The sequence below is a fragment of the Polynucleobacter sp. IMCC 30228 genome, assembly GCF_021395205.1.
GTDB lineage: Bacteria > Pseudomonadota > Gammaproteobacteria > Burkholderiales > Burkholderiaceae > Polynucleobacter.
In genome coordinates this window covers 549,983-576,093 of sequence record NZ_JAJVCS010000001.1, presented here as the reverse complement: position 1 = coordinate 576,093, position 26,111 = coordinate 549,983, and the positions used below count along the sequence as shown (strand labels likewise).

Below are 26,111 nucleotides of genomic sequence, written 5' to 3'. Positions count from 1 at the left end.
CTAATTTTTATCTGTAACGATCATATTAATCCATCTAATTATTTCATTAATCGACACGGTTGGCGCCTCTAAATGACTGGCAATAGGCTCATATAATTCATTTTTAGGGTTGGGTGGCAATTGGGCCCAGCGTGCTGCTTTAGCGCGCCTAAGGAAAGGGTAATCATTGGTTGGGACAATGTACAGTACTGGTATATCTGTTCTTACGCGTTTAAAGGCATTACTAGCATTCATCACACTATCTTTGCTATACCAAGAAACATAGGCTTTAGCTGGGGTCAAGGTCGTATAGTCTCCCCTTGAATTTTCATAATTTGCAAAATTTTCTTTCTGATCGCCGCGGCCCTCAGCAATTAATTGACGGGCATGATTGAGGGAGTTGGCAATTTTGCTTTGGTAAAAATCAGAATCGACCCCACCGGGTGCAATTGCAATAACTCCATCCACTAAATTTACACCGGCGTAATAAAGCGCGAAAGTACCTCCAAAACTATGTCCTGCTAAAAAGATCGCCTTAGCTCCCTTTTTTTGTAATTGCATAATCGCCTGGCCTAATTCCTCTAAACCTACCTCTGCCGTTACATCAGCTGCCCTTCTTCCAGACCAAGGCATCTCTAGGTTTGTTACCAGATAGCCCTTGCCTTCCAATGCAGTTGCCAAATCGTATACATATCCCGTTGGCTTTCCGCCGCTACCATGCATTACCACGATACCTATCTGCTTGGCATCAATTTGACCATTAGCACTGTGAATGCTTGCAAGAAAAACAAAAAAAATAAATATTCTTAATAATTTATGAAGAGTGAAAAACCATTTCATAATTTTATGCGCGCGCTCTATTTAGGTAATGGAGCTGCCAACTATTGAATATTGCGCTCTTCAATCACTTGCATGACTAGCGGAAGCATGTTTTCTGCCCAAAGTTCGCAGCCCGCGCCAGACATATATTTTTTTGCGCCCTTTTCCTGTGGGCCAGCTGGAATTGGTCTTGCTGCATCGATTTTATATTTCCAGTATTTATCGTCCAGAGGAACATTTTTAGCATAACTGCCATAGTCATAGGCGCCATATTTAGCGACTAATGCATCCGTCTTTTGGAGAAAAGCGCTATCTGGAGTTAATGATTTCTCCGGCAAGACCACAATTGTCGCAAGATTTTTTTCTTGAGCAAATATTAATACCTTTTCAATGTACTGCAACTGCTGCCATTCGGGATGTTTATAGCCGCCGCCGGGAGATACATAAATTATTATTCTTGTTTTGGAATTTACTGACTCCGTTAAGCGCTGAAATAAAAGCGGTAAATAGTCTTGACTAGAGCCCCCATCAATTACATAAGCATTAAGCCCTTTGGCTTTTAATAAATTCGCTAGATCGGTAGTAAATTTTTCTTTGCTGGGGGCTTTAATGCAGGATTCAATACTGCCGCCGGTTGAATAAATGTTAAACGCATATGAAAAAAAGCTGCAGTTAAAAAGAGTGATGCCAATAATTATTTTGATCATTGCAACCCTTACATCTTTATATTTTTAAATTAGAGAAAATCCTTTAGACCCGTATAGACTGAAACAGAAGTTGATACTGCTGCAAATGCCATCCCAGCATATTTATGCAGATTTTTCACTAAATGCTTTAAGGCTTCGGGCGAGAGCTTATCTTCTCCCAGCGCCCCTACAACTGCCATTACCCAAGGGTTCTCCGCGGCTGATTTACTTTTTTTACTCGTGTAGGTGATCTTACCAATCAGCATGCCAGTTAAAAAACTAAATGCAATACTTGCGGAATACGCTAATGATTCACGCCATTCAAAAAGATTTTGCGGCCAAATGGGTGATTTATCGACCAGGCTGGTAATCCCACTCATGCCAATAACCGATGCAATAGCTAGAAAAAGGATTGCTAAAAACCAAGGAAAAATATGGTGATGCACCCGTTTAAAGAGAAAGTAACCAAAAGGTAATGGCAAGCAAATTGAAATAATGCGGAGATATAACATCTTGGTGTCAAACACTACCGTTATTAATGCATGCGCCGCTAATAACAATAAAAGTGGGATGAAAATAAAGATCACTGTATCGAAAAAAATTTCCCTAAAGCCCCGCCTTGACAGTGCTGCACTCTCACTCTCTTGTAGTAATCCCTCTAATTTTGCAATCTGCTCTTCGTAAGCTTTCTGATTTGGCATCTCTTCAAGTTGCTTTTCTAATTCAGCAACCTTAGCCATCATGGGCTTAAAGAGGTATAAATCGCGAGTACAAACTTTACATACAAATGCCTCTTCAGCAACTTCAGAAAGGCAATAAGGGCATTGCATTACTTATTAACCACCAAAGTTTGCACTGAGTTAGTTTCTCTGCCTTCGGTGTCTTTAACAGTAATACGAATAGTGTGGGTGCCTGGGGGTACTTCTGCTTTTGGAAAATCAATGCCGTTTGCTGAGATAGCATTTTTTAAGCGCGGGGTTAAATCAACAAAAGGTGACTTCATATAAATGACTTTTACTGAATTCGGATCAATTTTTTCACCCCCACGCGCTTCAAATACGACCTTAAAATCGAGCGGCGAACTGACTGCAACATCTGGCTCAGGCGAAGCCATTTTGACTGAAGGCCCACGCGAAATACCACGGGTGGCAAGAACGCCGGCTGCTGGAGGTAAGGCCGCTTCTTTAGCAACGATGAGTGGCGCTGCTATTACAGGGGCACAGATTATTAAGGAAATTAACAAGGTCAGCATGCGCAGTAAGGATTGCATAACGTTACGTCCTTTTCAATAATGGTCTATTTCTTTTGGTTATCGTAGTCTACCAAGAAATTAAGCCTTTTAAGTTTATCAAAGTTAAAATAAAACTACTTTTAATGGAGGCTTACTCTTGCGTATTCTCACCATCTCAATTGGCAAAGTGGCTCCATTACCTGGGGTACATCACCCCGAATTTACAGTGGTGCCCTCAGCGATTAATAAGATACCAGTTAGCCAAATCGCTAACCCAAAGCCTATTTTGCTTGGGGTGCTAGGGCTTGATGGCGATGAACAAGCTGACCTTACAGTGCATGGTGGCATCGAAAAAGCGGTTTATGCCTACCCTAGTGAGCATTATGATTTTTGGAATACGCTCTTAGGCCAAGAGCGCCAACAAACAATTGCTTTAAGCCATGGTGAGCTCGGAGAAAATCTAACCATTACTGGCCTGCTTGAAGCAGACGTATATATCGGTGATCGCTGGCGCATTGGGGCTGCTGAACTTGCGGTAGTGAAGTTACGCGAACCCTGCTTTAAATTCAATGCCAAGCTGGGGTTTAACGGCGCAGCTAAGGCCATGCTGAAAAATGCTTATTCTGGTTGGTATTTGCGGGTACTAAAACCTGGCTTAATCAGTGCTGGTAATTCAATTGATGTAACGCCAGGCCCGCGGGAGATTTCAATTGCGCAGCAAAATAAACTACTCATTAATAGGTAGTTTATTTACGGCTGTGCCAAAAGAAAAAACCCGATTGTTTTTGGCAATCGGGTTTTTTACTTAACTAGTTCAATACCCTAGTCACGAGCATAAATATCGATATCTTTTGTTTCTTTTACAAAAAGAACACCGATCACTAAAGTAGCAGAGGCCACAATAATGGGATACCAAAGGCCGTAATAAATATTGCCGTTTTGGGCTACTAAAGCAAAGGAAATAGTTGGCAAGAGACCACCAAACCAACCATTACCAATGTGATACGGCAATGACATTGAAGTGTAACGAATACGGGTTGGGAACATTTCAACTAAAGCAGCAGCAATTGGACCATACACCATTGTTACCAGGATAACCAAGTAAACCAACAGTAAGACCACCATTGGTATATTGATATCCGCAGGATTTGCTTTCGCAGGGTAACCAGCGGCATCTAAAGCACTACGAATTTCTTTTTTGAATTTTGCATCCGCTGCCTTCGCATCGGCTGGAGCCATTCCCTTGGCGGCATAGCCATCAATGACAGTTTCACCAATCTTCACCTGCGCCACCGTTCCTGGGGCTGATGGAATAGTAGTGTAACTTGCTGAGTTAGTTGCCATCACCTGCTTAGCAATATCGCAAGAACTGGTGAACTTAACCGTACCTGTTGGATTAAATTGGAATGAGCACTCTGCAGGATCAACTGTAATTGAGGCAGGTGAAGTTGCCATTGCTTTTTCTAATGCAGGGTTAGCAAAGTGGGTGAGGCCATTAAATACCGACACTGGCGTATTGGGTATATATGTAATAACTGCCAATAACAGTCCAGCCATAATGATTGGCTTGCGGCCAATTTTGTCAGACCACGAACCAAATACAATGAAAAACGGGGTGCCCAATATTAATGCGCCTGCAACCATTAAATTAGCGGTTTTCCCATCGACTTTCAGAACCTGGGTAAGGAAAAACAACTCATAGAACATGCCGCAATACCAAACTACAGCCTGGCCAGCAACCAAACCGAATAAAGCCAAGATTACGATCTTGAGGTTTTTCCACTCAGTAAAGGATTCAGCTAACGGCGATTTGGAAAGCTTGTTCTCTTCCTTCATTTTCTTAAACGCAGGTGATTCAGCCATCGACAAGCGAATCCACACCGAAATACCCAACAAAAAGATCGATACAAGGAAAGGCACTCTCCAGCCCCATACATCAAAATCAGGGCCCGTGAATTCACGCGTAGCCAAAATGACTAACAATGATAAAAACAGTCCGAGCGTAGCGGTCGTTTGAATCCAAGCCGTATAGGCCCCCCGCTTATTTCGTGGTGCATGTTCGGCAACATATGTGGCTGCGCCGCCATATTCACCACCCAAAGCTAAGCCCTGCAGAATGCGTAGGCTAATTAGAAGTACTGGTGCTGCAATGCCAATCGTCGCGTAATTTGGCAATAGACCTACGATAAAGGTGGCTGATCCCATGATGACGATCGTTACTAAAAAGGTGTACTTTCTACCAATTAAGTCGCCCAAGCGCCCAAACACCAAAGCACCAAAAGGCCGCACAATAAAACCAGCAGCAAAAGCCAGCAATGCAAAAATAAATGCCGATCCTTCATCTAGGCCACTAAAAAATTGCTTAGCAATAATGGCAGCTAGTGAGCCATACAAGTAGAAGTCGTACCACTCGAAGACTGTGCCCAGCGAAGAAGCAAAAATAACTTTGCGATCTCCCGCGGAAATTGGTGCTGCTTTTGCTATTGCCATTTTTCTCTCCAATAATTTCATGCGTTTGATATAACGGAATGATTATGCTATGTATTACGGCTTTTTTTATGCTAACTAGGGTAACTCCCAATGTAAAAGGGTTGGGGTTTTCCCGAGTAATTCGGTTTTTTGGTATTTACCAATTTCTTTTGTCTTTTTTTTGTCCAAAATTATTTACAGTTGAGGGCAATCCAATAAAGATTAAGAAAATAATATGGTAATAAGCTCGTTTGAGCTTGATGCAGATCAAAGATCGCTATGATTTATGTAGCAACTTTGTCCCCAATTGCTTAGCCAATTCGTTTCAGGCCTTTTTTAAAGCGCTGCGCATTTTGTACGTAATGACTGGAAATGTATTCGAGTCGTGCTAATTGTTCAGGCGATAACGACTTTACTGCCTTCGCTGGCGAGCCCAAAATCATCGACCCATCTGGAAATTCCTTACCTTCTGTCACTAAAGAGCCCGCACCAACTAAACAATGCTTACCGATTTTGGCGCCATTTAAAATAACTGCCCCAATGCCAATTAAACTGCCTTCGCCAATTTTGCAGCCATGAAGCATCACCCGATGGCCAATCGATACCCGTTTCTCGAGACTCAAAGGAAAGCCTGGGTCTGAATGCAAAACCGATGCATCTTGAATATTGACCTCTTCGCCAATTTCAACTAGTTCGTTATCGCCCCGAATTACAACTTGGGGCCAAATATTCGCATTTCGGCCCAAACGTACGTTACCAATAACTTCAGCGCTTTCAGCAACCCAAGCCCCCTCTCCCACTTGGGGCTGAATACCGTCGAGTTCAAAAATAGCCATAATTCCTTATTGATTTATTAAATTGAGTAGAATTTACATTTACGATTATTTCATAACCGATCAAGGGGCCACATATGAAAAAACAATTCCTACTTTCACTTATCGCCTTGGGCTTGGCAAGTCCATTTATTACTGTTGTATATGCCCAAGAAAAGGTCGCAGTGCTCAGTACCCAAGAATTTATTACTAGCTGCAAAAGTCCAGCCAGTAGCGAGTCACGCAGTTTTTGCTTGGGCTATGCAACAGGTCTTTACGATACGTATTTAGTTACTCGACATCCCAGCATCGCCAAACCCTTTATTTGCGTCAAACAGCCAGGACCCACGCGAGATACTGTGATTAGCGACTTTGTTAAATGGGCCGAAGGCAAACCTGCACTACTTAGTAGCCCTGCGGCCGATAGTGCTTTGCGCTATTTAGCTGAGCGCTTCCCTTGCCCCGCTTAATTATTAAGACCATCCTGAAGGAATAACACTATGCATACGATGAAAAAATTAATCGCCATTACTAGTATCTTTGCAACTACTGGCCTGGTAACTACGGGCTGCTCAAACATGAACAGCTCGCAGCAAAGTACTTTATCTGGAGGCGCCATTGGTGCTGCTGCCGGTGCAATTGGGACAGCAGCTTTAGGCGGCGCAGCAATTTGGGGCGCAGTAGGTGGCGCTGCCGTTGGTGCAGCTGGCGGCTATGTCTATGATAAATACGAAAAAGATAAGGCAGCAGAAAAACAGGCTCAGTACAACCAAGGTTATAGTGCGGGTCAAAAGGCAAGCTCAGGCTCTAGCTCTACCTCTAAATAATCTGCTATGCGTTGAGTAATTGGGTGGAAATTTGAATCTGCCCCGCTAAAGCAAGATGCACTGGGCACTTATTGGCTATTTCTAATAGCCGTGCCCGCTGCTCTGCATCCAAATTACCAATGAGTTCAATGGTGCGCTCAAACTGCTCAATTTGATTGGCGCGATTGATATCAACAGAGACAATAGCATTACTCAAAGGCCAAGCTTTTCTTTGTGCGTACATTTTTAAAGTAATTCCAGTGCAGGCACCCAAAGCCGCGGCCAAAAGCTCATGGGGTGATGGCCCCGAATTGGCGCCACCCAGCTTGACGCTCACATCCGCTACAAATTGATGTTCACCAGCACTAATTTGTTGCTGCATTGGTTCCAAACCAAACTGCGAAATGACTTTATTCATCTGAGCTCCAGTTAAGGCCTAGCTTAAAAGCATGTGGTTCATGCGCTTCACAAAACCTGCAGGATCATTTAACTGACCACCCTCAGCCAACAATGCCTGATCAAATAAGAGATGAGCCCACTCATCAAACTGTTGGTCATCATACTTTAGCTTGCGCAACAGGGGATGTTCAGGATTGATTTCTAAAATTGGTTTTGTTTCCGGCGCTTGTTGCCCTGCGGCTTTCAACATGCGCAGTAAATTACCTGATAATTCATGCTCATCAACTACTAAACATGCAGGGGAGTCAGTTAAACGAAAGGTAATACGCACATCTTTTGCTTTATCTGCCAAGATTTTTTTCATCCGCTCGAGTAGATCCTTAAATTCCTTTTCGGTAGCCTCTTGTGCAGCCTTTTCTGGTTTATCAGTTAGCTCGCCCAAATCGAGATCACCCTTAGCCACCGATAAAAGCCCCTTACCTTCAAACTCCGTTAAAAATGAAAGCATCCATTCATCTACCCGGTCGCACAACAACAACACTTCGACGCCTTTTTTACGAAAGATTTCTAAATGGGGGCTATTTTTTGCCGCATTAAATGAATCGCCAGTAACGTAATATATTTTTTCTTGCCCTGGCTTCATGCGCGCTACATAATCGGCTAAAGAAACGGTTTGCTCAGGTAAATCGGAATGGGTACTAGCAAAACGCAATAATTTTACGATGCGTTCTTGATTGGTTTGATCCTCTCCAACCCCCTCTTTTAACGCTTGACCAAAGGCATTCCAGAAGGTGCGGTATTTTTCACGGTTCGTTTCATCAGCGCTATTAGCCAAGTCTTCTAACATACCAAGCACACGCTTAGTTGAGCTTTCACGAATCACTTTAACATCACGTGATTCTTGTAAAATTTCACGTGACACATTTAAAGGTAAATCGGCCGTATCAATGACGCCTGTTACAAAACGTAAGTAGGTGGGAATTAATTGTTCAGCGTCATCCATAATGAATACCCGCTTAACGTAGAGCTTAATGCCGCCACGTTTATTGCGATCCCATAAATCAAATGGCGCATGTGCAGGAATAAATAACAATTGCGTAAATTCACTACGCCCCTCTACTCGATTATGTGAATAGCACAAAGGATTTTCATAATCATGCGACAAATTTTTATAAAATTCATCATATTGTTCGACGCTAACTTCAGACTTTGGTCTTGCCCATAAAGCGCTAGCTTGATTAATGCTTTCGAATTCATCTTTCAATACTTGGGCTTTTTTTTCTTCATCCCACTCCTCTTTGCGCATTTCAATTGGCAAAGAAATATGATCGGAGTACCGCCGCACAATAGTCTTCAGGGCATAAGTCGTTAGTAGCTCATCTTCGCCATCACGCAGATGCAAGGTAATAGCTGTGCCGCGCTCTGGGCGATCGATCGTTTCTACTGTAAATTCACCTGATCCATCTGATTCCCAACGCACACCATCACTAGCTGGCAAGCCCGCCCGCCGGGTTTCTACCGTAATGCGATCAGCCACAATAAAAGCCGAATAAAAACCAACCCCAAATTGGCCAATTAAAGCGGCATCTTTTTGCTGATCACCTGAGAGTTTGGAGAAAAATTCTTTCGTGCCCGATTTTGCAATTGTGCCTAAATTAGAAATGACTTCTTCACGGCTCATGCCAATACCATTATCGGTAATGGTGATAGTACGAGCTACCTTATCAAAAGTAATTTTGATTTTTAATTCGGGTTGATCTTCATACCAATCAGCATGTGTCATTGCCTCATAGCGTAATTTATCAGCTGCATCGGAGGCATTAGAAATGAGTTCGCGCAAAAAGATTTCTTTGTTGGAATACAAAGAGTGAATCATTAATTGCAATAGTTGTTTAACCTCTGCCTGAAAGCCTAAGGTCTCTTTTTGAACTTGGGTCATTACTCTTTATCCTTAATTGCGTTTAAAAATTTTGTATATTAGCGACACAGGTCTTTTTCTCTACACCATATATGGGGTTTTGCTTGCCCATTTCAAGGTGCCAATCCTTAATAATTGCTAAAAATACCTAAAATTCATGAAATTCCAGGGGTTTTTACTTCTTTTTTAAGGGTATTAGACGAATTCTTTTTTTTACATTTGCAGCTGATAAGATCCCATCATGAACTTTACCCCGACCGAACTAGGTGCTAGTGTCCTTTTTGTCATTGCAGTGACTCACACATTTTGTACCGCCTATTTTGAAAAATTAGCGGCCCATTCTAAGCGGCATTCTGGCTTGCTTCATATGCTTGGCGAAGTTGAAATTGTCTTTGGACTATGGGCAGCCGTATTAATTCTATTTATTTGGGCAATTGATGGTTTTGCGAGTGCAAAGCAATACTTGAATGAGCGAAATTATACTGAACCTATGTTTGTTTTTGCCATTATGGTCGTTGCTGGCAGCAAACCCATACTCGATTTTGCAACGCAAATTTTAAATTGGCTAAGCCATGGGGCCCATCGCTTAGTGCGCACGGAGCAAAGTACCGCCCTGTATTTTTTAACCCTCAGTATTACGCCATTATTGGGGTCCTTAATTACCGAACCTGCCGCGATGACGCTTGCCGCTTTTCTCTTGCGTGATTTAGTGTATCGACATCAGCCCTCTATTCCATTTATGTTTGGTACTTTAGGGGTTTTATTTGTCAATATCTCGATTGGCGGTACCCTCACTAATTTTGCTGCACCGCCCGTATTAATGGTGGCGAATACTTGGCAATGGGATAACGCTTTCATGTTGAGCAACTTTGGCCTTAAATCGTGTCTTGCTATCTTGCTTAATTCATTAATAGTGAGCGTCCTCTTTCGTAAAAATTTAGTCCTCCTTGAAGTAGCGCGCTTACAACAAGCGCAGCAGGCTAGCCATGCCCACAAGCGAACGCCCATTAGCGTTACCTTTATTCATTTATTATTTCTCTGTGCAATAGTGGCAGTAGCCCATGATCCCGTGCTTTTTATTTGGCTCTTATTATTTTTCATTGGCTATACGGTTGCATACCCAAAACACCAGAGCCCATTAATTTTGCGCGAAGCCTTATTGGTTGGATTTTTTTTAGCTGGTCTTGTGGTCTTAGGCAAATTACAAGCATGGTGGCTACAACCCCTTCTAACCCAAATGAGCCCTAGTGCAGTTTTTTATGGCAGCCTAGCTTTAACAGCGATTACTGATAATGCTGCTCTCACCTATTTAGGGTCGCTTGTAACCGGTACTTCAGCTGAGTTCAAACTTGCCTTAGTTGGTGGCGCGGTAGCAGGAGGTGGTTTAACCGTTATTGCCAATGCACCTAATCCTGCAGGTATCGCAATCCTGCGGAACTACTTCCCGAATGCAGCGGTTTCAGCTACTTATCTTTTGCTAGCCGCCTTACCGCCAACACTAGTTGCCATTGCGGCTTACCGCTTGCTCTAGCTTGTTTGGGGTATTTCCCTTAAAATCCGAGCTTCGCCCCCAGCTATAAACCTGAGAACGGCATATGAAAAAGCTTTATATCAAAACTTTTGGTTGTCAAATGAACGAGTATGACTCGAGCAAGATGGCCGACATCCTCCATGCATCTGCAGGTATGGAAACGACCTTAGATTTAGAACAAGCCGATGTGGTGTTGCTCAATACCTGCTCTATTCGGGAGAAAGCCCAAGATAAGGTATTTTCTGATTTAGGTCGACTACGTGAACTCAAAAAAACCAAACCCCAATTATTAATCGGCGTTGGCGGTTGTGTAGCTAGCCAAGAGGGGCAACAAATTATTAATCGGGCCCCACATGTTGATGTTGTGTTTGGACCGCAAACCTTGCATCGCCTTCCCGACTTGTTAGCGAAGCGTCTTCTTACCGGTGCCTCACAAGTTGATATTTCTTTTCCTGAAATTGAAAAATTTGATCACTTACCTATTTCACGTCAAACTCGGGGGTCTGCCTATGTTTCTATTATGGAAGGCTGCTCGAAGTATTGCAGCTACTGCGTAGTACCTTACACCCGTGGCGAAGAGGTCTCACGCCCATTAGATGATGTACTAGTTGAAATTGCCGGCCTAGCCGCACAAGGTGTAAAAGAAATTGTGCTTCTTGGGCAAAATGTGAATGCCTATCAAGGCAAGCTAAGCGACTCAAGTTCTTTAGCTGATTTTGCCCTGTTAATTGAGTATGTGGCTGAAATTCCTGGGGTTGAGCGCATTCGTTTTACTACTAGTCATCCCAAAGAATTTAGTCAGCGCCTAATTGATGTCTATTCCCATATCCCGCAACTTGTTAGCCATCTGCATCTGCCTGTACAACATGCGTCTGATCGGATTTTATCGGCCATGAAACGGGGTTACACTGCGCTTGAATTCAAAAGCATTATTCGCCGCATGCGTGCGGTCAGACCGAATCTGACTTTATCGAGTGACTTCATTGTCGGCTTTCCTGGTGAAACTGAAGCTGACTTTGAAAAATTATTGCAAATGGTCGAAGAATTACAGTTTGATAATAGCTTCTGTTTTATTTTTAGTCCTCGCCCTGGCACACCTGCGGCAAACCTACCCGATGAAACGCCGCATGAAGTTAAGTTACAGCGTTTACATCAATTATTAGCCCTAATTGATTCACAAGCAAAAATCATTAGTCAAAATATGTTGGGCAACGAAGAAACCGTTTTAATTGAAGGTCTGGCAAAAGACGGGATAAATTTACAGGGTCGCGCCGAAAATAATCGGGTCATTCACATTCCCGCGCCCGCGCATGATCTGCAAAAATGGCTTGGCTCAATACAAACCGTGCGCATTACGGAAGTATTAACCCATACCCTGCGCGGTGAAATAGTTTATGCTGAAATTACCTAAAATTAATTTCCAATTTGCCAGCGCAAGCCTCGAGGAAAAAGTTCTATCCCTAGTTGGGCAGAAAAAAATGCGCCGCTGGATTTTAATGGGGCTGAGTAATTTACAGGGCGAACTAACTATACGCTTTATCAATCAAGCTGAAAGTAAGGCACTAAATTACCATTTTCGACAACGCGATAAATCTACTAATGTGCTGACTTTTATTTATAGCGAAGTTGAAAGCAAAGCTACAGGGACCCTACCGCTCCACGCCGATATTGTTATTTGCTGGCCTGTCGTTCTTGCCGAAGCACGCGCGCAAAATAAATCGCCAGAAGCGCATTTAGCCCATTTAGTACTACATGGTTGTCTGCATGCCCGCGGTTTTGACCATGAAAAATCGCCAGCGGCGAAAAAAATGGAGGCTTTAGAAGTTCAATCCCTCAAAATGCTCGGCTATCCTAACCCTTATTAGATAATTGGTCTATGCCTGAAATCCAAAAAACCCTGCTCGAACGCTTAAGCGAGTTTCTTAGTCCTGAACCGAGCTCGCCAGCTGAGCAGCGCCGCGACCTTATTAATACCTTACGCGAAGCGCAATTAGAGGGCCTCATTAATGCTGATGCCCTAGCAATGATTGAAGGTGTTTTTCAAGTGGGGGAATTATGTGCCCGCGATATTCTTGTTCCGCGAGCACAGCTAGACTGGATTGATGTCAACCTCCCTATATCTCAAATTATTACTGAAGTGATTGCTGCGGCCCACTCACGTTTTCCTGTGTTTGAAGGCAGTCGCGATAAAGTCATTGGCATTTTGTTAGCTAAAGACCTTTTACGCTACTCTGCCGATGCCGATTTTCAATTACGCGACTGGCTGCGCCCCGCCGTTTTTATTCCTGAATCAAAGCGTCTAAGTGTTTTATTGCGCGATTTTCGTGATAACCGCAATCATCTTGCTGTTGTAGTTGATGAGTACGGAGGTATTGCTGGCATTATTACGATCGAAGATGTCCTTGAACAAATTGTGGGTGATATTGAAGATGAGTTTGATGTGGATGAAGATGCGGATAATATTATTCAGCTCGATAATGAGGCATTACGCATTAAAGGCATTACTGAGTTAGAGCAAGTGAATGCAGCCTTAGGGTCTCATTTTCATTTGGAAAATATTGAAACGATTGCAGGTTTTATTTCGCAACATTTAGGACGAGTACCTAAATTGGGTGAGAAAGTCCAAATCGCAGGTATTGAATTTGAAATTCAACGGGCAGATTCACGGCAAATTCATATTCTTATTGCCCGCCGCCTACCATCCGAGACTTAATTGATTAACTCTAGCCTGTTGCGTGCGCTACTGTGTGCGGTAGGAAGTGGTATTGCCACTGCCTTGCTCGCTGAAGCTTCCTATGGGGGTTGGTGGCAAATTTTAGCCCTCAGTATTTTTTGGTATTTACTGGCTAACTTTCGGCTTCAACAAAAACGCACATTTTTCATTCTCGGTATGGGTTTCGGTTTAGCGTATTTTGTTTGTAGCCTATGGTGGATTTATATTAGCTTGCATGATGTTGGAGGCTTAAGTTGGCTGCTAGCGGGCTTTGGTGTCTTTGCCCTATCGAGTTACCTGAGTCTTTTCTTTGGCATGGCTCTGCTACTGGCTCATTGCATTAGCCAGGCGGCAAAAAAAACTTCCCTTGCAATCTTGCTCAATGCCCTGCTATTTGCTAGTTCTTGGACTTTGCTGGAATACCTGCGTGGCTCATTATTGACCGGCTTCCCTTGGAGTGGTTTTGCTGAAACCCAAGTCAATGGTCCTTTTGCGGTAATCGCTCCTTGGTTTGGGGGGCTCGCTTGTACCTTTGCAGTATTTTGGCTTTCCTATCTAATTGCCCAATTACGTCTTGCGCCATGGAAAGTGAGTGGCATGGTTGTTAGTGGAGTTTTATTGTGTCAGGTATTCGGAATTGGGCATTTCACACAAGCCTATGAAAAGCCAATTTCAGTGAGGCTACTGCAAGGTAACTTTGCCCAAAGTCAGCAATTTAATCCGCCTGCGATCATGAGGCAGATTCAACTGTATCTAACTTTAATTGAGGAAAAGTCGGCTAATTTAATTGTCATTCCTGAAACTGCTTTTCCTTGGCCAGAATCCCAATTACCAGCTGGCGCCATCACACAATTGCAAGCATTTGCTCAGGCTAGTGCGAGTCAAGTGTTAATTGGTGTTGTGGGGCAAATTGACGGCGAAAATAATAAAGTCTTATTTACAAATCGAGCGCTGGGCTTAAGTCAAGATCGGCCCAGCTATGTCTACGATAAATCGCATCTAGTTCCATTCGGTGAATTTATTCCGCCTGGTTTTCAATGGTTTGTCGATGAATTTAAAATTCCCTTGAGTAATTTTGGTCGTGGCGCAGTTAATCAGCCACCGTTTTTAATCCAGCCTACTAATTCAAAACCGCTGGGCGCTGCGATTACGATTTGCTATGAAGATGTCTTTGGCGGAGAACTTGCTGCCCGACTGAGAAATGCCACTGCGCCAATTAATCTCCTAGTTAACATGACCAATTTAGTCTGGTTTGGGCATTCACAAGCACCAACCCAGCAACTGCGTTTATCCCAACTTCGCTCCTTAGAAACGGGGCTTCCTAGCATTCGTGCAACCAATACTGGGATTACTGCCATTATTGGGGCTGATGGCCGTGTGCTCGCTCAGTTACCGCAATTTACCCGTGCTGAACTCCAGATGGAAGTACAGGCTTACTCGGGTAAAACCCCTTATGTACTATGGGGAGACCTGCCAATATTGGCATTTTGTGGTGTCTTGATTCTTTTTGGACTAAGTTGCAAGTTAAAACGGCGACTTTCTTAGCTAAGTTGTCTCGGGCGGTTAAAATCAAGGCCTTAGCTAGGTCGATGATGCTTACTTTTTAATGCTTACTTTTCAGCAAATTATTCTTCAACTCCAGGAATACTGGGATCAGCAAGGCTGCGCCTTGTTGCAACCGATCGACCTCGAGGTTGGCGCGGGTACTTCCCATACGGCCACCTTTCTGCGTGCAATTGGGCCTGAGCCGTGGAAGGCAGCTTACGTTCAACCATCACGCCGACCAAAGGATGGACGCTATGGTGAAAATCCAAATCGTCTACAGCACTACTATCAATTTCAAGTAGTTCTAAAGCCAGCTCCTGACAATATTTTAGATTTATATTTGGGCTCCTTAAAAGCCTTGGGGCTTGATTTACAAAAAAATGATGTGCGCTTTGTTGAGGATGATTGGGAAAATCCCACCTTGGGATCTTGGGGTTTAGGTTGGGAGGTTTGGCTAAATGGCATGGAAGTAACCCAATTCACGTATTTTCAGCAAGTGGGTGGCCTTGACTGCAAACCCGTATTAGGCGAAATTACTTATGGCATTGAGCGCTTAGCCATGTATATCCAAAATTGTGCCAATGTATTTGATTTAGTCTGGACTAAGGGCCTAAGTTATGGTGATGTGTACCATCAAAATGAAGTAGAGCAATCCGCCTATAACTTCGAACACGCCAATACCGAATTACTGTTTAGCCATTTTGCTAACTATGAAAATGAAGCTAAGCGCCTCATTGCAGTACCGCTTGCCCTGCCTGCATATGAAATGGTTTTGAAAGCCGCACATACTTTTAATCTTTTAGATGCCCGTGGCGCCATTTCTGTAACTGAACGAGCTACTTATATTGGCCGTATTCGCAATTTATCACGCGCAGTTGCGCAAGCCTATTTTGAGGCTCGCGAAAAGCTTGGTTTTCCAATGGTTCACACGAACGCAAAATGATGTTAGAGCCAAACGCAACCTTAATTTTGGAAGTATTTACAGAAGAGTTGCCACCAAAATCCTTATCTAAACTGAGTGATGCTTTTACTAGTGCTATTTTTAACTCACTAAAAAAGGCCCAGCTATTAAGCGCAGACTCAAAGCCTATTAGCTTTGCCAGTCCCCGTCGCTTAGCAGTGCAAATTAATGGTGTGCTTAATCAAGCCTCTGACTATGCTGTACGGGAAAAAATATTGCCAACTAGTATCGCTTTTGATAGTGCCGGCAAGCCCACTGCGCCGCTCTTAAAAAAATTGGCTTCGCTGGGTTCTGCTGATATCGATCTCAACACCTTAGAGCGGTCTGGCGAAGGTAAAAATGAAACACTCTTTTTAAATCTACAGGCAACTGGTGCGCAACTTACGCCTACCCTACAACTAGCGTTTGAATCTGCTTTGCAACAACTTCCTATTGCGAAAATGATGCATTACCAAGTCGCCCAAAAAAATGGGGACTTAAAAGATGTGGCTTTTGCTAGACCAGTTCACCGGATTCTTGCTCTGCACGGTAAAGTGCCCTTGCACCTAGAGGCACTTGGCATTACCGCAGACCAGCTAACCGAAGGACATCGCTTTCTTTCTAGCGGAGCGCTAAAACTAACGGCTGCTGACGATTATGAACGTGTCCTTGAAACCCAAGGCAAGGTTGTCGCCAATTTCGTACGTCGTCGTACCTTAATTCAACAGGGCCTTACTCAGGCGGCTGGCGATGATCTGGTGTTGATGCCGGATGCACTACTTGATGAAGTAACTGCTCTTGTAGAGTGGCCAGTAGTTTATTGCTGTCAATTCGATCCTGAATTTTTGGAAATTCCGCAAGAGTGCCTTATTTTGACAATGCAGACCAATCAAAAATATTTTGCCTTAACGGATCAACAAGGAAAATTACGTAATCGCTTTTTAATTGTTTCTAATATTGAAACAGTTGATCCCAGCGCGATTATTGCCGGCAATGAGCGCGTCATACGCCCCCGCTTAGCAGATGCGCGCTTCTTTTACAAACAAGATCAAAAGCGCTCTCTGCATTCTCGCCTCGATGACCTGAATAAAGTGGTTTATCAAAACCAGCTTGGTAGCCAACTCGAGCGCATGCGCCGGGTACAAGCAATTGCCCTCCAGATTGCCGCAGACTTGAATCGTCAGGGTCTAGCTATTAATACAGAATGGCTTAGTCGAGCTGCAGAAATTGCTAAGGCTGATTTACTTACTGACATGGTTGGGGAATTTCCCGAACTACAGGGCATTATGGGCCGCTATTATGCTGCGCTTGATGGTGAGGTTGCCGAGGTAGCAGCTGCTTGTGGCGAACACTACCAACCCCGTTTTGCAGGCGACTCACTACCCCGCTCATTAACTGGTTCCGTTTTAGCCTTTGCTGACAAACTAGAGACATTAGTCGGTATTTGGGGTATTGGACTTGCGCCTACTGGCGATAAAGATCCTTATGCCTTAAGACGCAATGCGCTTGGTATTTGCCGTTTATTAGTAGAAAAGAATTTAGTAATTAATCTGCCAATCCAGATTGATTTTGCCCGCAGTCAATTTAAGCAAACTGAGGTAGCGCAAAAAGCGAATACCAGTGAAATTTATCAATTTATTGCGGATCGCTTTCCTGCCTATTTGCGTGATCAGGTAGGGCTTGGAGAGGCTTTTACTGCCCCTGAAATTGACGCCGTCTTAAGTCAAATGCCACCTTATTTCAATGATGTTATTACGCGTTTACAAGCTTTGCGCCAATTTAATGCTTTACCTGAGGCTGCTCAACTAGCTGCAGCTAATAAACGCATTAGTCATATCCTCAAGAAAACCCATACGCCGATACCAACTAATTACGCGCCAAAACTACTCGTTCTACCTGCAGAAATTGTGCTTGCAAAAAGCCTAGAAGCCATCCATACCAATCTCGATTTAGCTTATCAGGCCGGAGAATTTGTTGCTTGCTTACAAATTTTAGTTTCTCTGGCGCAACCCATTGATCAATTTTTTGCTGATGTGATGGTGATGGATCCGCAGCCAGAGCTGCGAGATAATCGCTTGGCCTTATTACAACAATTGCATCAAAAAATGAATTTAGTTGCCGATCTCGGTAAATTGGCATGAACCAGCACGCTCCTAAATTAATTATCCTCGATCGTGATGGTGTGATTAATGTCGATCGCGATGACTACGTTAAATCTGCGCAAGAATGGGAGCCCCTTCCAGGAAGTCTTGAAGCCTTAGCCCTACTTACTCAAGCTGGTTACCGCATTGTTATTGCCACCAATCAGTCGGGTATTGGCCGCGGCTTTTATACCCTCCAAGACTTGCAAGTAATGCATCAGAAAATGGCTGATCTGCTTACTCCACTAGGCGGTAGGATTGATAGTATTTTCTTCTGCCCTCACGTTGACGCCGATCATTGCAACTGCCGTAAACCATTGCCCGGCATGTATCTAGAAATAGCTGCGCGTTATCGTCCTGGCGCTAACGAGCCTGTGCTGGCCGACATACCTGTTGTGGGTGATTCGCTACGTGATTTGTTACCTGCAAGTACCTTAGGAGCCCAACTAAATTTAGTCCTAACTGGTAAAGGTAACTTGACCTTGGCTACCGGTGGGCTGCCTGCGAATACAGCAGTCTATGAAAACTTACTCGCCTTTACTCACGAACACTTAAGGATTTAGCGTGATTTGGCTTAAATCAAGCGCGTTTTTTATTTTTCTGCTGCTCTTTACGCTTTTTTTTGGCGGCTTATGCGTCATTATTTTTCCCTTTATGCCGGTTTATAAGCGTTATCAATTTGTTAGTCGGTGGAACAAAATTGTTTTAGTGGTGCTAGAACATCTTTGTGGTATTCGTTATCAAATTAAAGGAATGGAGCACGTAACAAACTCCCGCGATTTACCCGTTGTTGTTTTAAGTAAGCATCAATCTGCTTTTGAAACAATCGCTTTTATTGCTATTTTTCCAAAGCATTTATGTTTTGTCTTTAAACGCGAATTGCTCTGGCTACCTTTTTTTGGATGGGCTCTGGGCATGTTGAATATGATTCATATCAATCGCTCTAATCGCGAAACTGCAGCCATTTCAGTCGCTAACCAGGGACGTCAACGCCTCCGTGATGGTAATTGGATTTTAATCTTCCCTGAGGGTACTCGCACTCCTACTGGTTCACACCGTCCCTATCGGAAAGGTGGCGCACGGCTAGCGGTTGCGACCAATGCAAGTGTTATTCCAGTAGCCCATAATAGTGGTCGAGTATGGCCACGTAATAGTTTTTTAAAGTATCCGGGTTTAGTGACGATTTCAATTGGGCCGTTGATTTCCTCTGCTGGCAAAACGGGAGAGCAACTCAATACAGAAGTTGAAAATTGGATTGAAGCGGAAATGCTCAAAATTGATCCGAGCGCTTATACAAAATAAAGGCTGCTGTTAAGGCATTGCTTTTATTAAGTCTGCACTAAACGGCAAGCCCACTCGATATATTGAGCTACGGGTATATCTTGAGCGCGGAGTTTGAGATCTGAGTCACTTAAAGCCAAGCGTTCGCTATAACTCTGTAAATTAGTACGTAACATCTTGCGGCGCTGCGAAAATGCCGCCGCAACGATTTTTTCTAAAGCCCGCCATTCATCTTGATTTAAAGAAAATTGCTGCCGTGGAATCATGCGGACAACAGCTGAATTCACCTTAGGTTGAGGCTCAAAAGCAGTGGGCGGTACTGCTAAGACTTGCTCCAGGTGGTAACGCGCTTGCAGCATGACCGATAGTCGACTAAAGTCTGCACCACCGTCTACTGCTACCATGCGGGCAACGACTTCAGCCTGCAACATAAATACTTGTTCATTGATGAAGGGGGCCACTGAAAGCAAATGAAACAATAAGGGTGATGATATGTTGTAAGGTAAATTACCGACAATCAGACGAGGTCTGCTTTGAGGCAGCGTTTTTTCTTGGCTATTTTCCTTGGTCTTTGAATTCGAATGTTTAGCCCAATTCACAAAATCAAACTTTAGTGCGTCGCCTTCGATAATTTCAATTCCTGGTATGTTTTTTGCCCGCCAATAGGCGACTAAATCACGGTCGATTTCCAGTAAATCTAAGTGGTCAACTTGGTTTAGTAGCGGCAAGGTTAGCGCCCCCAAGCCCGGTCCAACTTCTATGATCTGTGCATCGGCACTCGGGTTGATGATGTTGATAATGGCATGGATAACCCCGTCATCTTTTAAAAAATTTTGGCCGAAACGCTTACGGGCGTGATGCATGAGATTTATTCTGCGCGCGCTGCTGAGCTAATTGAAACGCTAAACGCAAAGCCTCTAGCATACTGCTAGCATCAGCCAAACCTTTCCCAGCCAGATTAAGTGCAGTACCGTGATCTACTGAAGTACGGATGATTGGCAAGCCTAAAGTAACATTAACGCCACTGCCAAAGGCTGCAAATTTAAATGGTGCAAGACCTTGATCGTGATACATCGCTAAAAAAACATCATATGCAGATAAATTACGTGGGTTAAATAAGGCATCAGCTGGAATCGGCCCCGTAACCGCAATTCCTTTTTGTTGGGCCGCCAAAATAGCCGGGGCAATAATAGTGATTTCTTCCTGCCCCAAATACCCGCCCTCGCCAGCATGTGGATTTAAGCCGGCTACGGCAATGCGTGGTTGTTCGATTGCAAACCAAGTCTGTAAATCCTGCTGCAAAATATCTATTGTTTTTACTAAGGTCTCTCGATGAAGAGCTGCAGGGACTTCCTGTATTGGTAAATGCGTCGTTGCTAAAGCCACACGTAATGGATTTGACCTTGCCAGACCCAAGATGCCTGCTGGTATATTCGCACATAGCATCATCACCACTTGTGAACAATGGCACTGTTGGGCTAAATACTCGGTATGTCCAGAAAAAGGGATGCCCGCTTGATTGAGGATACTTTTTTGTATCGGCGCAGTAATCATGGCCCCAAAACGCCCTGACAAACAACCTGCTAGTGCATGATCTAACATGCTCAAAACATACGGTGCATTTTCTGGATTTAGTTGACCTGCGCTAGCTGGCGTTTTTAAAGAGATTGGCTCTAATCGTAATTGTTCCGACCAAGGCAGCGGTTTTTTTTGCTCAATCGCTTTAAATAAACTAGGGTCACCTAATAAGGTAATACTTACCGCATCATTTTCTTGGAGAAATTGTTTGGCTGCTGCTAAAGCAATTTCTGGGCCGATGCCAGCAGGCTCGCCCGTAGTAATGACAAGCTCAAGGGGCAGCGACATTATCGGTATTGATTAATTTCACTGTAGCGTTATCGCGAAGTTGGCGCACCCAATCTTGATATGCTTGCTCAATCTTCCGTTCACGTAATGCCGCTTTGGCAAATTGACGTTGTTTATCTACTGTTAGCTGCGCTTCTCGTCGCTCGACCACTTGAATTAAGTGCCAACCAAATTGACTTTTAACTGGGCTACTAACCTCTCCAATTTGTAAACGGTTCATGGCTTGTTCAAATTCAGGCACTAAATCGCCAGGCCCCATCCATCCCAATAAGCCGCCGTTAGCAGCCGAGCCGTCTTCAGAAAACTTTTTTGCTAGCTCACCAAAGTCACCTGTCTTCGCTTTTATCTGTTCACGCAAACCATTCAACTTTCTTTCGGCATCGGCATCGCTAAAACCTGCTCGAGGACGAGCTAAAATATGACGAGCCAAAGTTTGGGTCACCATGATATTTTGCGGGGCGGTAGGTTCCGCATTAGCAGACTCACTACTGGTAACTGCTGTGGTGTTTATTGGGGGGCGTTCAGATAAAGAACGGCGGTCTAAAACTTTTAAAATATGAAAACCAGCAGGGCTTTTAAGTACAGCAGTTGCCACTTGTCCTGAACCTAAATTACGGACTGATTCATAAAAAATTTGTGGCAATCGGTCTGGGGTTCGATAACCTAGCTCTTGAAATTTAATCTTCGAATCTTCTTTTGCTGCTTGAGCACCAAGCTTCATAAAATCGATATCTCCGCGCGCAGTTTTCAAAATAGTCTCGGCTTTTTTTCGGGCCTCGGTTTGGGCTCCCAGCCCAGCGCTGGGATCGACCGGAATAAAAATCTGTGCCACATCAATTTCTTCGGGGCCAGAACCTGGCTTTATAGGCTCTTGATTTTGTGCGGGGGGAGAGTTTGCTGCTGCCGCCATCACTTGCATACGCTCGATAATATAATTATCCACTTCAGCATCAGAAATTTTAATTTGCCCCTCTACTTCACGATCGCGTAAACGCGCTAACACTACATCGCTGCGCAAAATATCGCGGTATTGTTTCAAGCTCATCCCATTTTGAATAACTTTTTCCCGAAACTCGGCGACGGTAAGTTTATTTTGTGCGGCAATTTTGCCAATGATCGCATCGAGCTCTTTGTCGGAAATAATAATTCCCGTACTTTCTGCCTCTTGAAGCATAATTTTTTCAACGATGAGACGTTCTAAAACCTCTTTACGAAAAGTGACTGGATCAGGTGGTTTTTTACCGCTCTTAATCATTTGAGCCTCAATCTCAATGACCCGATCATCAATATCCTTACGCGTGATATAGCCAGTATTCACAATTGCTGCTACGCCATCTAAATTACGCACTTTACTAGTAGGAGTAGGGCTTGCTGCGACTACTTTATTAGCCCCAGGAGGCGGGCTGGTTTTAGTACTATTTTGCGCAAAAGCCAAACCGCATCCAGCCATCAATGTGCTGAATGCAAGTCGATACAAGAGCGGTAATAAATAGGTCTTTACAATCACTTATAGTTTTCAAAAGAGGATGGCGGCAAGGCCTGAGGTGCCGGTTTATATCCGGGAATATTTAGTTTCATGATGTCAACTGGGTTGTTACCAATACCGCCAAAACCTTTAAATTCTAGTTGGAATAAAATTTGGGTATTCGTGGCCGCATTGGTTAATACTTGTGAATATGCCATGCGAATAGCCCAACAATCTTGGTCGTATTCTACTGCCGCCATGGTATTGAGGGTTTTACTAGCAAGGGCATCATACCCCCAACGTCCCATTAGCGAAACATGCTTGGTTATGGGCCATTGCCCATAAGCGCTATATTGGTCAGTGGTCGTGGCCCCAGCAGAAACGCCCGGCACCGGCACCGTCCAGACATTACGATATCCAAAGTTAATTAAGCGTCCAGGCGTTGGGTTCCACCCTGCCCCAACGCTTGATTGCACAAAGCGGCTAAGCTGGGTATTGAATTGCCCAAATAGATCAAGATTAAAGTTTCCGGGTAAGCGCACCGTACCTGCACCTAAGGTATCAGAATAGGTGGAAGGATTTTGCACGGTGGTTGAGGTTGACACTTTTTGCCCCTGAAATTGCTGTTGCTGAGCTACTATGACAGTGGCTCGCTCTGCCCCAGTTTGGGCGTCCAGTAAACGACTGGTTATACCCAAAGTGGCTTTATTGGCATCGGATACGCGGTCATTACCAATAAACGTATTGGGGGCAAATATTTGTGAAATACCAAAACCTTGGTCGCCTGTATCAAAGTTAGGCACATTGCTTTGGTTCACATAAGGGGTGTAAACATAATAAGCGCGAGGCTCTACTGTTAATAACATGTCTCGACCAAAAAACCCCTTTAATTCTGTGGCTTCTCGCTCAAATGCCATGCCACTATCTAGGGTAATAGTGGGAATAATAAAACCTTGTGCTGGGGCAGCGCCTGGGGTTGAAGAAACTGCGCTGTAATTATTTGCCTGAAAAAAGATCTTGGGGGTAAGGTAATATCCAGGCGTAGTTTGCGAAGCACTAATGCCCCCCTTTATTACACTACGCGAAGCATCACTATAAGGGCCAGGCGCTGTACCGGCTAAATTGCCAGCTATGTTGTATTGAAAGCGCGTGAAATCGGCATTGAAATATGCATCGGGCCCTTTAAATGTTCCAGTAGTAGGTAAATTTAAAAAGTTATTTTTAATATACGAGGCTTTTATTTCAGGCAAAATATTATATGGCGCGCCTACAATGCTCGCGGGATCAGGCTGTAAAGTTTGAAAAGTTAAAGTGCGGGCCGTGAAATTCCAACCCGTTAATGCACTATTTCCCGGCATCGCGAAGCTCGTGCCAATCTCTTGGCGAAATTGCGTTGATACGGCTGCTGCGATTGAGCGTGAAAAATCAATTGGATAGGTGTTGTCAGAAACTTTAGCCACATTAGCGTAGGCATTCCATCCTGGCAAAATTGCCTCGCGATGTTGTAAGTCATATTTCCAACGTAAGGAGTTAGTTAGCCGATCATTCAGAATATCGGCTTGTAAAGCGCCAGTATATTTTGGTTCTAGGTAACGTAAATTCCCACCCAACTGCAGACCGCGATTACTCATATAGCGAGGCAAAATTAATAAGTCACGATTCGGCGCAATGTCCATATAGTAAGGCTCGGTTACATCGATGCCATTGGTAGTGCTATAGCCAGCGACAGGCGCTAAAAATCCAGAGCGACGTTGATTTGATGTAGGCAAACTAATGTAAGGCAGATACAGCATTGGTACATCAAAAAATCGCATTACCCCATCTTTAACCGTCATAGTGCGCTGCTCTTGATCTAGATCAAGTTGACTAGCACTGAAATACCAATCGAGATTATCTGGTGCGCAGGTGGTGTAAATGGGTTGTTCTAATTGATAGGTGTCGGCAGACGCTACGGTTAATTTTTTCGCCCGCCCGCGGACGCGGCTATCACGAAACTCATATGTCAGATCCTCCATCCCACCCTCGCGAGCGTCTACGCGCAACCGCGCTTTGGGCCCCATGAAAACAGCAGAATCTTTGACTAACTCTACATTGCCAATTAAATTGGCTGTGTCGGAATCGGGATCATACGTAATTTGATCAGCTTTCATTACGGTTCCGCCGCGACGAATTTGTGCCCGCCCCTGCAATTTCATTTCGCGCTCGACTACTCCATCGATCGCATCGCTAGCCGTAAAAGTTAGCGCTTGATCATCGGGAATGGGTTTGCCAAGGCGCAATTGATCATCAAATTTCAAGCCCTTTTGATAGCCTTTATCGGGAAATAAAGTAGTTACTGTTGGGGCAGCAGCAGGGGGTGGAATGACCGCAGTTTGGGCCATGGTTTCGGCTGCCAAACGTAATAAAGTCGCACCCAAAATCAATCGTACGCTGGGTGCAAAATGAACGGGGGCGCAAAGGCCGGCGCGACGGCGATAATGACTCATAAATCTAGACTCGACTTATTATACGAACCGACCATGCTTGACTCTCGCTTATCTGCACTAGGCCAATGGCTAGGGGCTTTAGCCATCCCCTGGCAGCTCGATCTGGACTCTTTGGCGCCAGCTTCGGCAGATGCTAGCTTTCGCCGCTACTTCCGCATTCGGTCTACAAAGGCCAATTATCCAACTCTGATTGTGATGGATGCGCCACCCGATAAAGAATCCATTGAACCCTTTATTAGAGTAGCGCGTTTATTTGCCGAGGCCCAATTAAATGTACCCCAAATTTTGGCTGAAAATTCACCAGCTGGCTTTCTCTTGCTCAGCGATTTGGGCAGCACCACGTATTTAGATGCGCTGACACCAAACAATGCTGACAAACTGTATCGCGAGGCAATCACAGCCTTAGTGCAATTGCAATTAGCTAGCCAAGCAAATATCTTGCCAAATTACGATAGCGAACTTTTGCAACGCGAACTCGATTTATTTCCCGAGTGGTATTTGCTGCGTCATCTACAAATGAATTTCAATTCTAAACAGCAAGACCAATTAAGTGCTTGCTTTAATCTCCTCATAAAAAATAATTTAGCGCAAAGCAAGGTCTTCGTCCATCGTGACTATCATTCACGCAATTTAATGCTCTCGCCGCATCACAGCCCCGGAATTTTAGATTTTCAAGATGCGGTTTATGGGCCTATTACTTACGACTTAACTTCACTTTTACGCGATGCTTATATTCAATGGCCAGATGAAAAAGTGCTTGATTGGATGATTTTTTACTGGGAAACTGCACGAGAGGTTGGCTTAGCGGTGCCACCAGACTTTGGGGATTTTTTTCGTGACTTTGAATGGATGGGCTTACAACGTCACTTAAAAATTTTAGGCATTTTTGTCCGCCTAAATTATCGCGATGGAAAAAATGCTTACCTAAAAGATATTCCGCTGGTGTTGCACTATGCGCAAAATGTTGCCAATCGATATATCGAATTTAAGCCCCTTGCGCATCTTCTTGCAGCGCTGCACTAAT

General features: G+C 44.0%; 25 protein-coding genes. 13 read left to right on the top strand and 12 right to left on the bottom strand.

Annotated features, from left to right (window positions below; translation table 11 throughout):
• From LZT21_RS03065 to LZT21_RS03050, 4 genes are read right to left on the bottom strand one after another with little or no spacing between them, the layout of a single operon-like run.
• Entirely contained in the window at positions 1 to 819 is an 819-nt protein-coding gene (locus LZT21_RS03065; RefSeq protein WP_233989210.1) for an alpha/beta hydrolase, read from the bottom strand.
• Positions 820 to 860: 41 nt separating this feature from the next.
• Positions 861 to 1,505 (bottom strand): hypothetical protein, encoded by a 645-nt coding sequence (locus tag LZT21_RS03060; RefSeq protein WP_233989209.1) that lies wholly within the window; start codon positions 1,503 to 1,505, stop codon positions 861 to 863.
• 29 nt (positions 1,506 to 1,534) lie between these two features.
• The gene (locus tag LZT21_RS03055) at positions 1,535 to 2,314 is read right to left on the bottom strand and encodes a hypothetical protein (protein WP_233989208.1); all 780 of its coding nucleotides are present in this window, start codon (positions 2,312 to 2,314) and stop codon (positions 1,535 to 1,537) included.
• Positions 2,314 to 2,754 carry a hypothetical protein gene (locus LZT21_RS03050; protein ID WP_233924592.1) on the bottom strand — a complete coding sequence of 147 codons (441 nt, stop codon included), beginning with the start codon at positions 2,752 to 2,754 and terminating at the stop codon, positions 2,314 to 2,316. Before LZT21_RS03050 ends, LZT21_RS03055 begins: the two co-directional genes overlap by 1 nt.
• A gap of 118 nt (positions 2,755 to 2,872) precedes the next feature.
• On the opposite strand from LZT21_RS03050, the gene LZT21_RS03045 reads away from it, so the two are divergent.
• Entirely contained in the window at positions 2,873 to 3,460 is a 588-nt protein-coding gene (locus LZT21_RS03045; protein WP_233924590.1) for an MOSC domain-containing protein, read from the top strand.
• 77 nt (positions 3,461 to 3,537) lie between these two features.
• On the opposite strand, the gene LZT21_RS03040 is transcribed toward LZT21_RS03045, so the two are convergent.
• Both LZT21_RS03040 and LZT21_RS03035 read right to left on the bottom strand, forming a co-directional pair.
• Positions 3,538 to 5,205, bottom strand: coding sequence for an MFS transporter (locus LZT21_RS03040; RefSeq protein ID WP_233989207.1), 1,668 nt, complete (start codon positions 5,203 to 5,205; stop codon positions 3,538 to 3,540).
• A gap of 290 nt (positions 5,206 to 5,495) precedes the next feature.
• On the bottom strand, positions 5,496 to 6,020 hold the full coding sequence (locus tag LZT21_RS03035; protein ID WP_233924588.1) for a gamma carbonic anhydrase family protein: 525 nt from the start codon (positions 6,018 to 6,020) through the stop codon (positions 5,496 to 5,498).
• Between the two features lie 74 nt (positions 6,021 to 6,094).
• Between LZT21_RS03035 and LZT21_RS03030 the strand changes: the two genes are divergently transcribed.
• Both LZT21_RS03030 and LZT21_RS03025 read left to right on the top strand, forming a co-directional pair.
• Positions 6,095 to 6,466, top strand: a complete 372-nt coding sequence (locus tag LZT21_RS03030) for a Rap1a/Tai family immunity protein (protein WP_233934708.1) — start codon at positions 6,095 to 6,097, stop codon at positions 6,464 to 6,466.
• A 30-nt stretch (positions 6,467 to 6,496) separates the two neighbouring features.
• Positions 6,497 to 6,823, top strand: coding sequence for a glycine zipper domain-containing protein (locus LZT21_RS03025; protein ID WP_233924586.1), 327 nt, complete (start codon positions 6,497 to 6,499; stop codon positions 6,821 to 6,823).
• Positions 6,824 to 6,827: 4 nt separating this feature from the next.
• Here LZT21_RS03025 and LZT21_RS03020 read toward each other — a convergent pair whose 3' ends face one another.
• On the bottom strand, positions 6,828 to 7,220 hold the full coding sequence (locus tag LZT21_RS03020; protein WP_233924585.1) for an OsmC family protein: 393 nt from the start codon (positions 7,218 to 7,220) through the stop codon (positions 6,828 to 6,830).
• Positions 7,221 to 7,238: 18 nt separating this feature from the next.
• A complete protein-coding gene (gene htpG, locus LZT21_RS03015) occupies positions 7,239 to 9,140 on the bottom strand; it encodes a molecular chaperone HtpG (protein ID WP_233934709.1) in 1,902 nt (633 codons plus the stop codon).
• Positions 9,141 to 9,360: 220 nt separating this feature from the next.
• Here htpG and LZT21_RS03010 point away from each other — a divergent pair, with 220 nt between their 5' ends.
• The 9 genes from LZT21_RS03010 (at position 9,361) to LZT21_RS02970 (ending at position 19,291) form a co-directional block, all read left to right on the top strand.
• Positions 9,361 to 10,650, top strand: a complete 1,290-nt coding sequence (locus LZT21_RS03010; RefSeq protein WP_233989206.1) for a putative Na+/H+ antiporter — start codon at positions 9,361 to 9,363, stop codon at positions 10,648 to 10,650.
• Positions 10,651 to 10,714: 64 nt separating this feature from the next.
• Complete coding sequence (gene miaB, locus LZT21_RS03005) at positions 10,715 to 12,061, top strand: tRNA (N6-isopentenyl adenosine(37)-C2)-methylthiotransferase MiaB (RefSeq protein ID WP_233924582.1); 1,347 nt, start codon at positions 10,715 to 10,717, stop codon at positions 12,059 to 12,061.
• Positions 12,045 to 12,515 (top strand): rRNA maturation RNase YbeY, encoded by a 471-nt coding sequence (gene ybeY / locus LZT21_RS03000; protein ID WP_233924580.1) that lies wholly within the window; start codon positions 12,045 to 12,047, stop codon positions 12,513 to 12,515. The genes miaB and ybeY overlap by 17 nt, the downstream gene beginning before the upstream one ends.
• A gap of 11 nt (positions 12,516 to 12,526) precedes the next feature.
• Complete coding sequence (locus LZT21_RS02995) at positions 12,527 to 13,363, top strand: HlyC/CorC family transporter (RefSeq protein WP_233989205.1); 837 nt, start codon at positions 12,527 to 12,529, stop codon at positions 13,361 to 13,363.
• Entirely contained in the window at positions 13,364 to 14,908 is a 1,545-nt protein-coding gene (gene lnt, locus LZT21_RS02990; protein WP_233989204.1) for an apolipoprotein N-acyltransferase, read from the top strand.
• A 61-nt stretch (positions 14,909 to 14,969) separates the two neighbouring features.
• A complete protein-coding gene (gene glyQ / locus LZT21_RS02985; protein WP_233924574.1) occupies positions 14,970 to 15,851 on the top strand; it encodes a glycine--tRNA ligase subunit alpha in 882 nt (293 codons plus the stop codon).
• Positions 15,848 to 17,989 carry a glycine--tRNA ligase subunit beta gene (gene glyS, locus LZT21_RS02980; RefSeq protein WP_370634756.1) on the top strand — a complete coding sequence of 714 codons (2,142 nt, stop codon included), beginning with the start codon at positions 15,848 to 15,850 and terminating at the stop codon, positions 17,987 to 17,989. Before glyQ ends, glyS begins: the two co-directional genes overlap by 4 nt.
• Positions 17,986 to 18,552, top strand: a complete 567-nt coding sequence (gene gmhB, locus LZT21_RS02975) for a D-glycero-beta-D-manno-heptose 1,7-bisphosphate 7-phosphatase (protein ID WP_233924571.1) — start codon at positions 17,986 to 17,988, stop codon at positions 18,550 to 18,552. Before glyS ends, gmhB begins: the two co-directional genes overlap by 4 nt.
• A gap of 1 nt (position 18,553) precedes the next feature.
• Positions 18,554 to 19,291 carry a lysophospholipid acyltransferase family protein gene (locus LZT21_RS02970; protein ID WP_233924570.1) on the top strand — a complete coding sequence of 246 codons (738 nt, stop codon included), beginning with the start codon at positions 18,554 to 18,556 and terminating at the stop codon, positions 19,289 to 19,291.
• Between the two features lie 26 nt (positions 19,292 to 19,317).
• Here LZT21_RS02970 and rsmA read toward each other — a convergent pair whose 3' ends face one another.
• The 4 genes from rsmA to LZT21_RS02950 are packed head-to-tail and all read right to left on the bottom strand — an operon-like array spanning position 19,318 to position 25,087.
• A complete protein-coding gene (rsmA, locus tag LZT21_RS02965; protein ID WP_233924569.1) occupies positions 19,318 to 20,133 on the bottom strand; it encodes a 16S rRNA (adenine(1518)-N(6)/adenine(1519)-N(6))-dimethyltransferase RsmA in 816 nt (271 codons plus the stop codon).
• Positions 20,117 to 21,136, bottom strand: coding sequence for a 4-hydroxythreonine-4-phosphate dehydrogenase PdxA (pdxA, locus tag LZT21_RS02960; protein WP_233924568.1), 1,020 nt, complete (start codon positions 21,134 to 21,136; stop codon positions 20,117 to 20,119). Before pdxA ends, rsmA begins: the two co-directional genes overlap by 17 nt.
• Positions 21,120 to 22,643: a peptidylprolyl isomerase gene (locus LZT21_RS02955; RefSeq protein WP_233989202.1), complete on the bottom strand. Its 1,524-nt coding sequence runs from the start codon at positions 22,641 to 22,643 to the stop codon at positions 21,120 to 21,122. The genes pdxA and LZT21_RS02955 overlap by 17 nt, the downstream gene beginning before the upstream one ends.
• Positions 22,640 to 25,087, bottom strand: a complete 2,448-nt coding sequence (locus LZT21_RS02950) for an LPS-assembly protein LptD (RefSeq protein WP_233924566.1) — start codon at positions 25,085 to 25,087, stop codon at positions 22,640 to 22,642. The genes LZT21_RS02955 and LZT21_RS02950 overlap by 4 nt, the downstream gene beginning before the upstream one ends.
• Before the next feature lie 33 nt (positions 25,088 to 25,120).
• On the opposite strand from LZT21_RS02950, the gene LZT21_RS02945 reads away from it, so the two are divergent.
• Entirely contained in the window at positions 25,121 to 26,110 is a 990-nt protein-coding gene (locus tag LZT21_RS02945) for an aminoglycoside phosphotransferase family protein (RefSeq protein WP_233989201.1), read from the top strand.
• The last annotated feature ends 1 nt before the right edge of the window (position 26,111 follow it).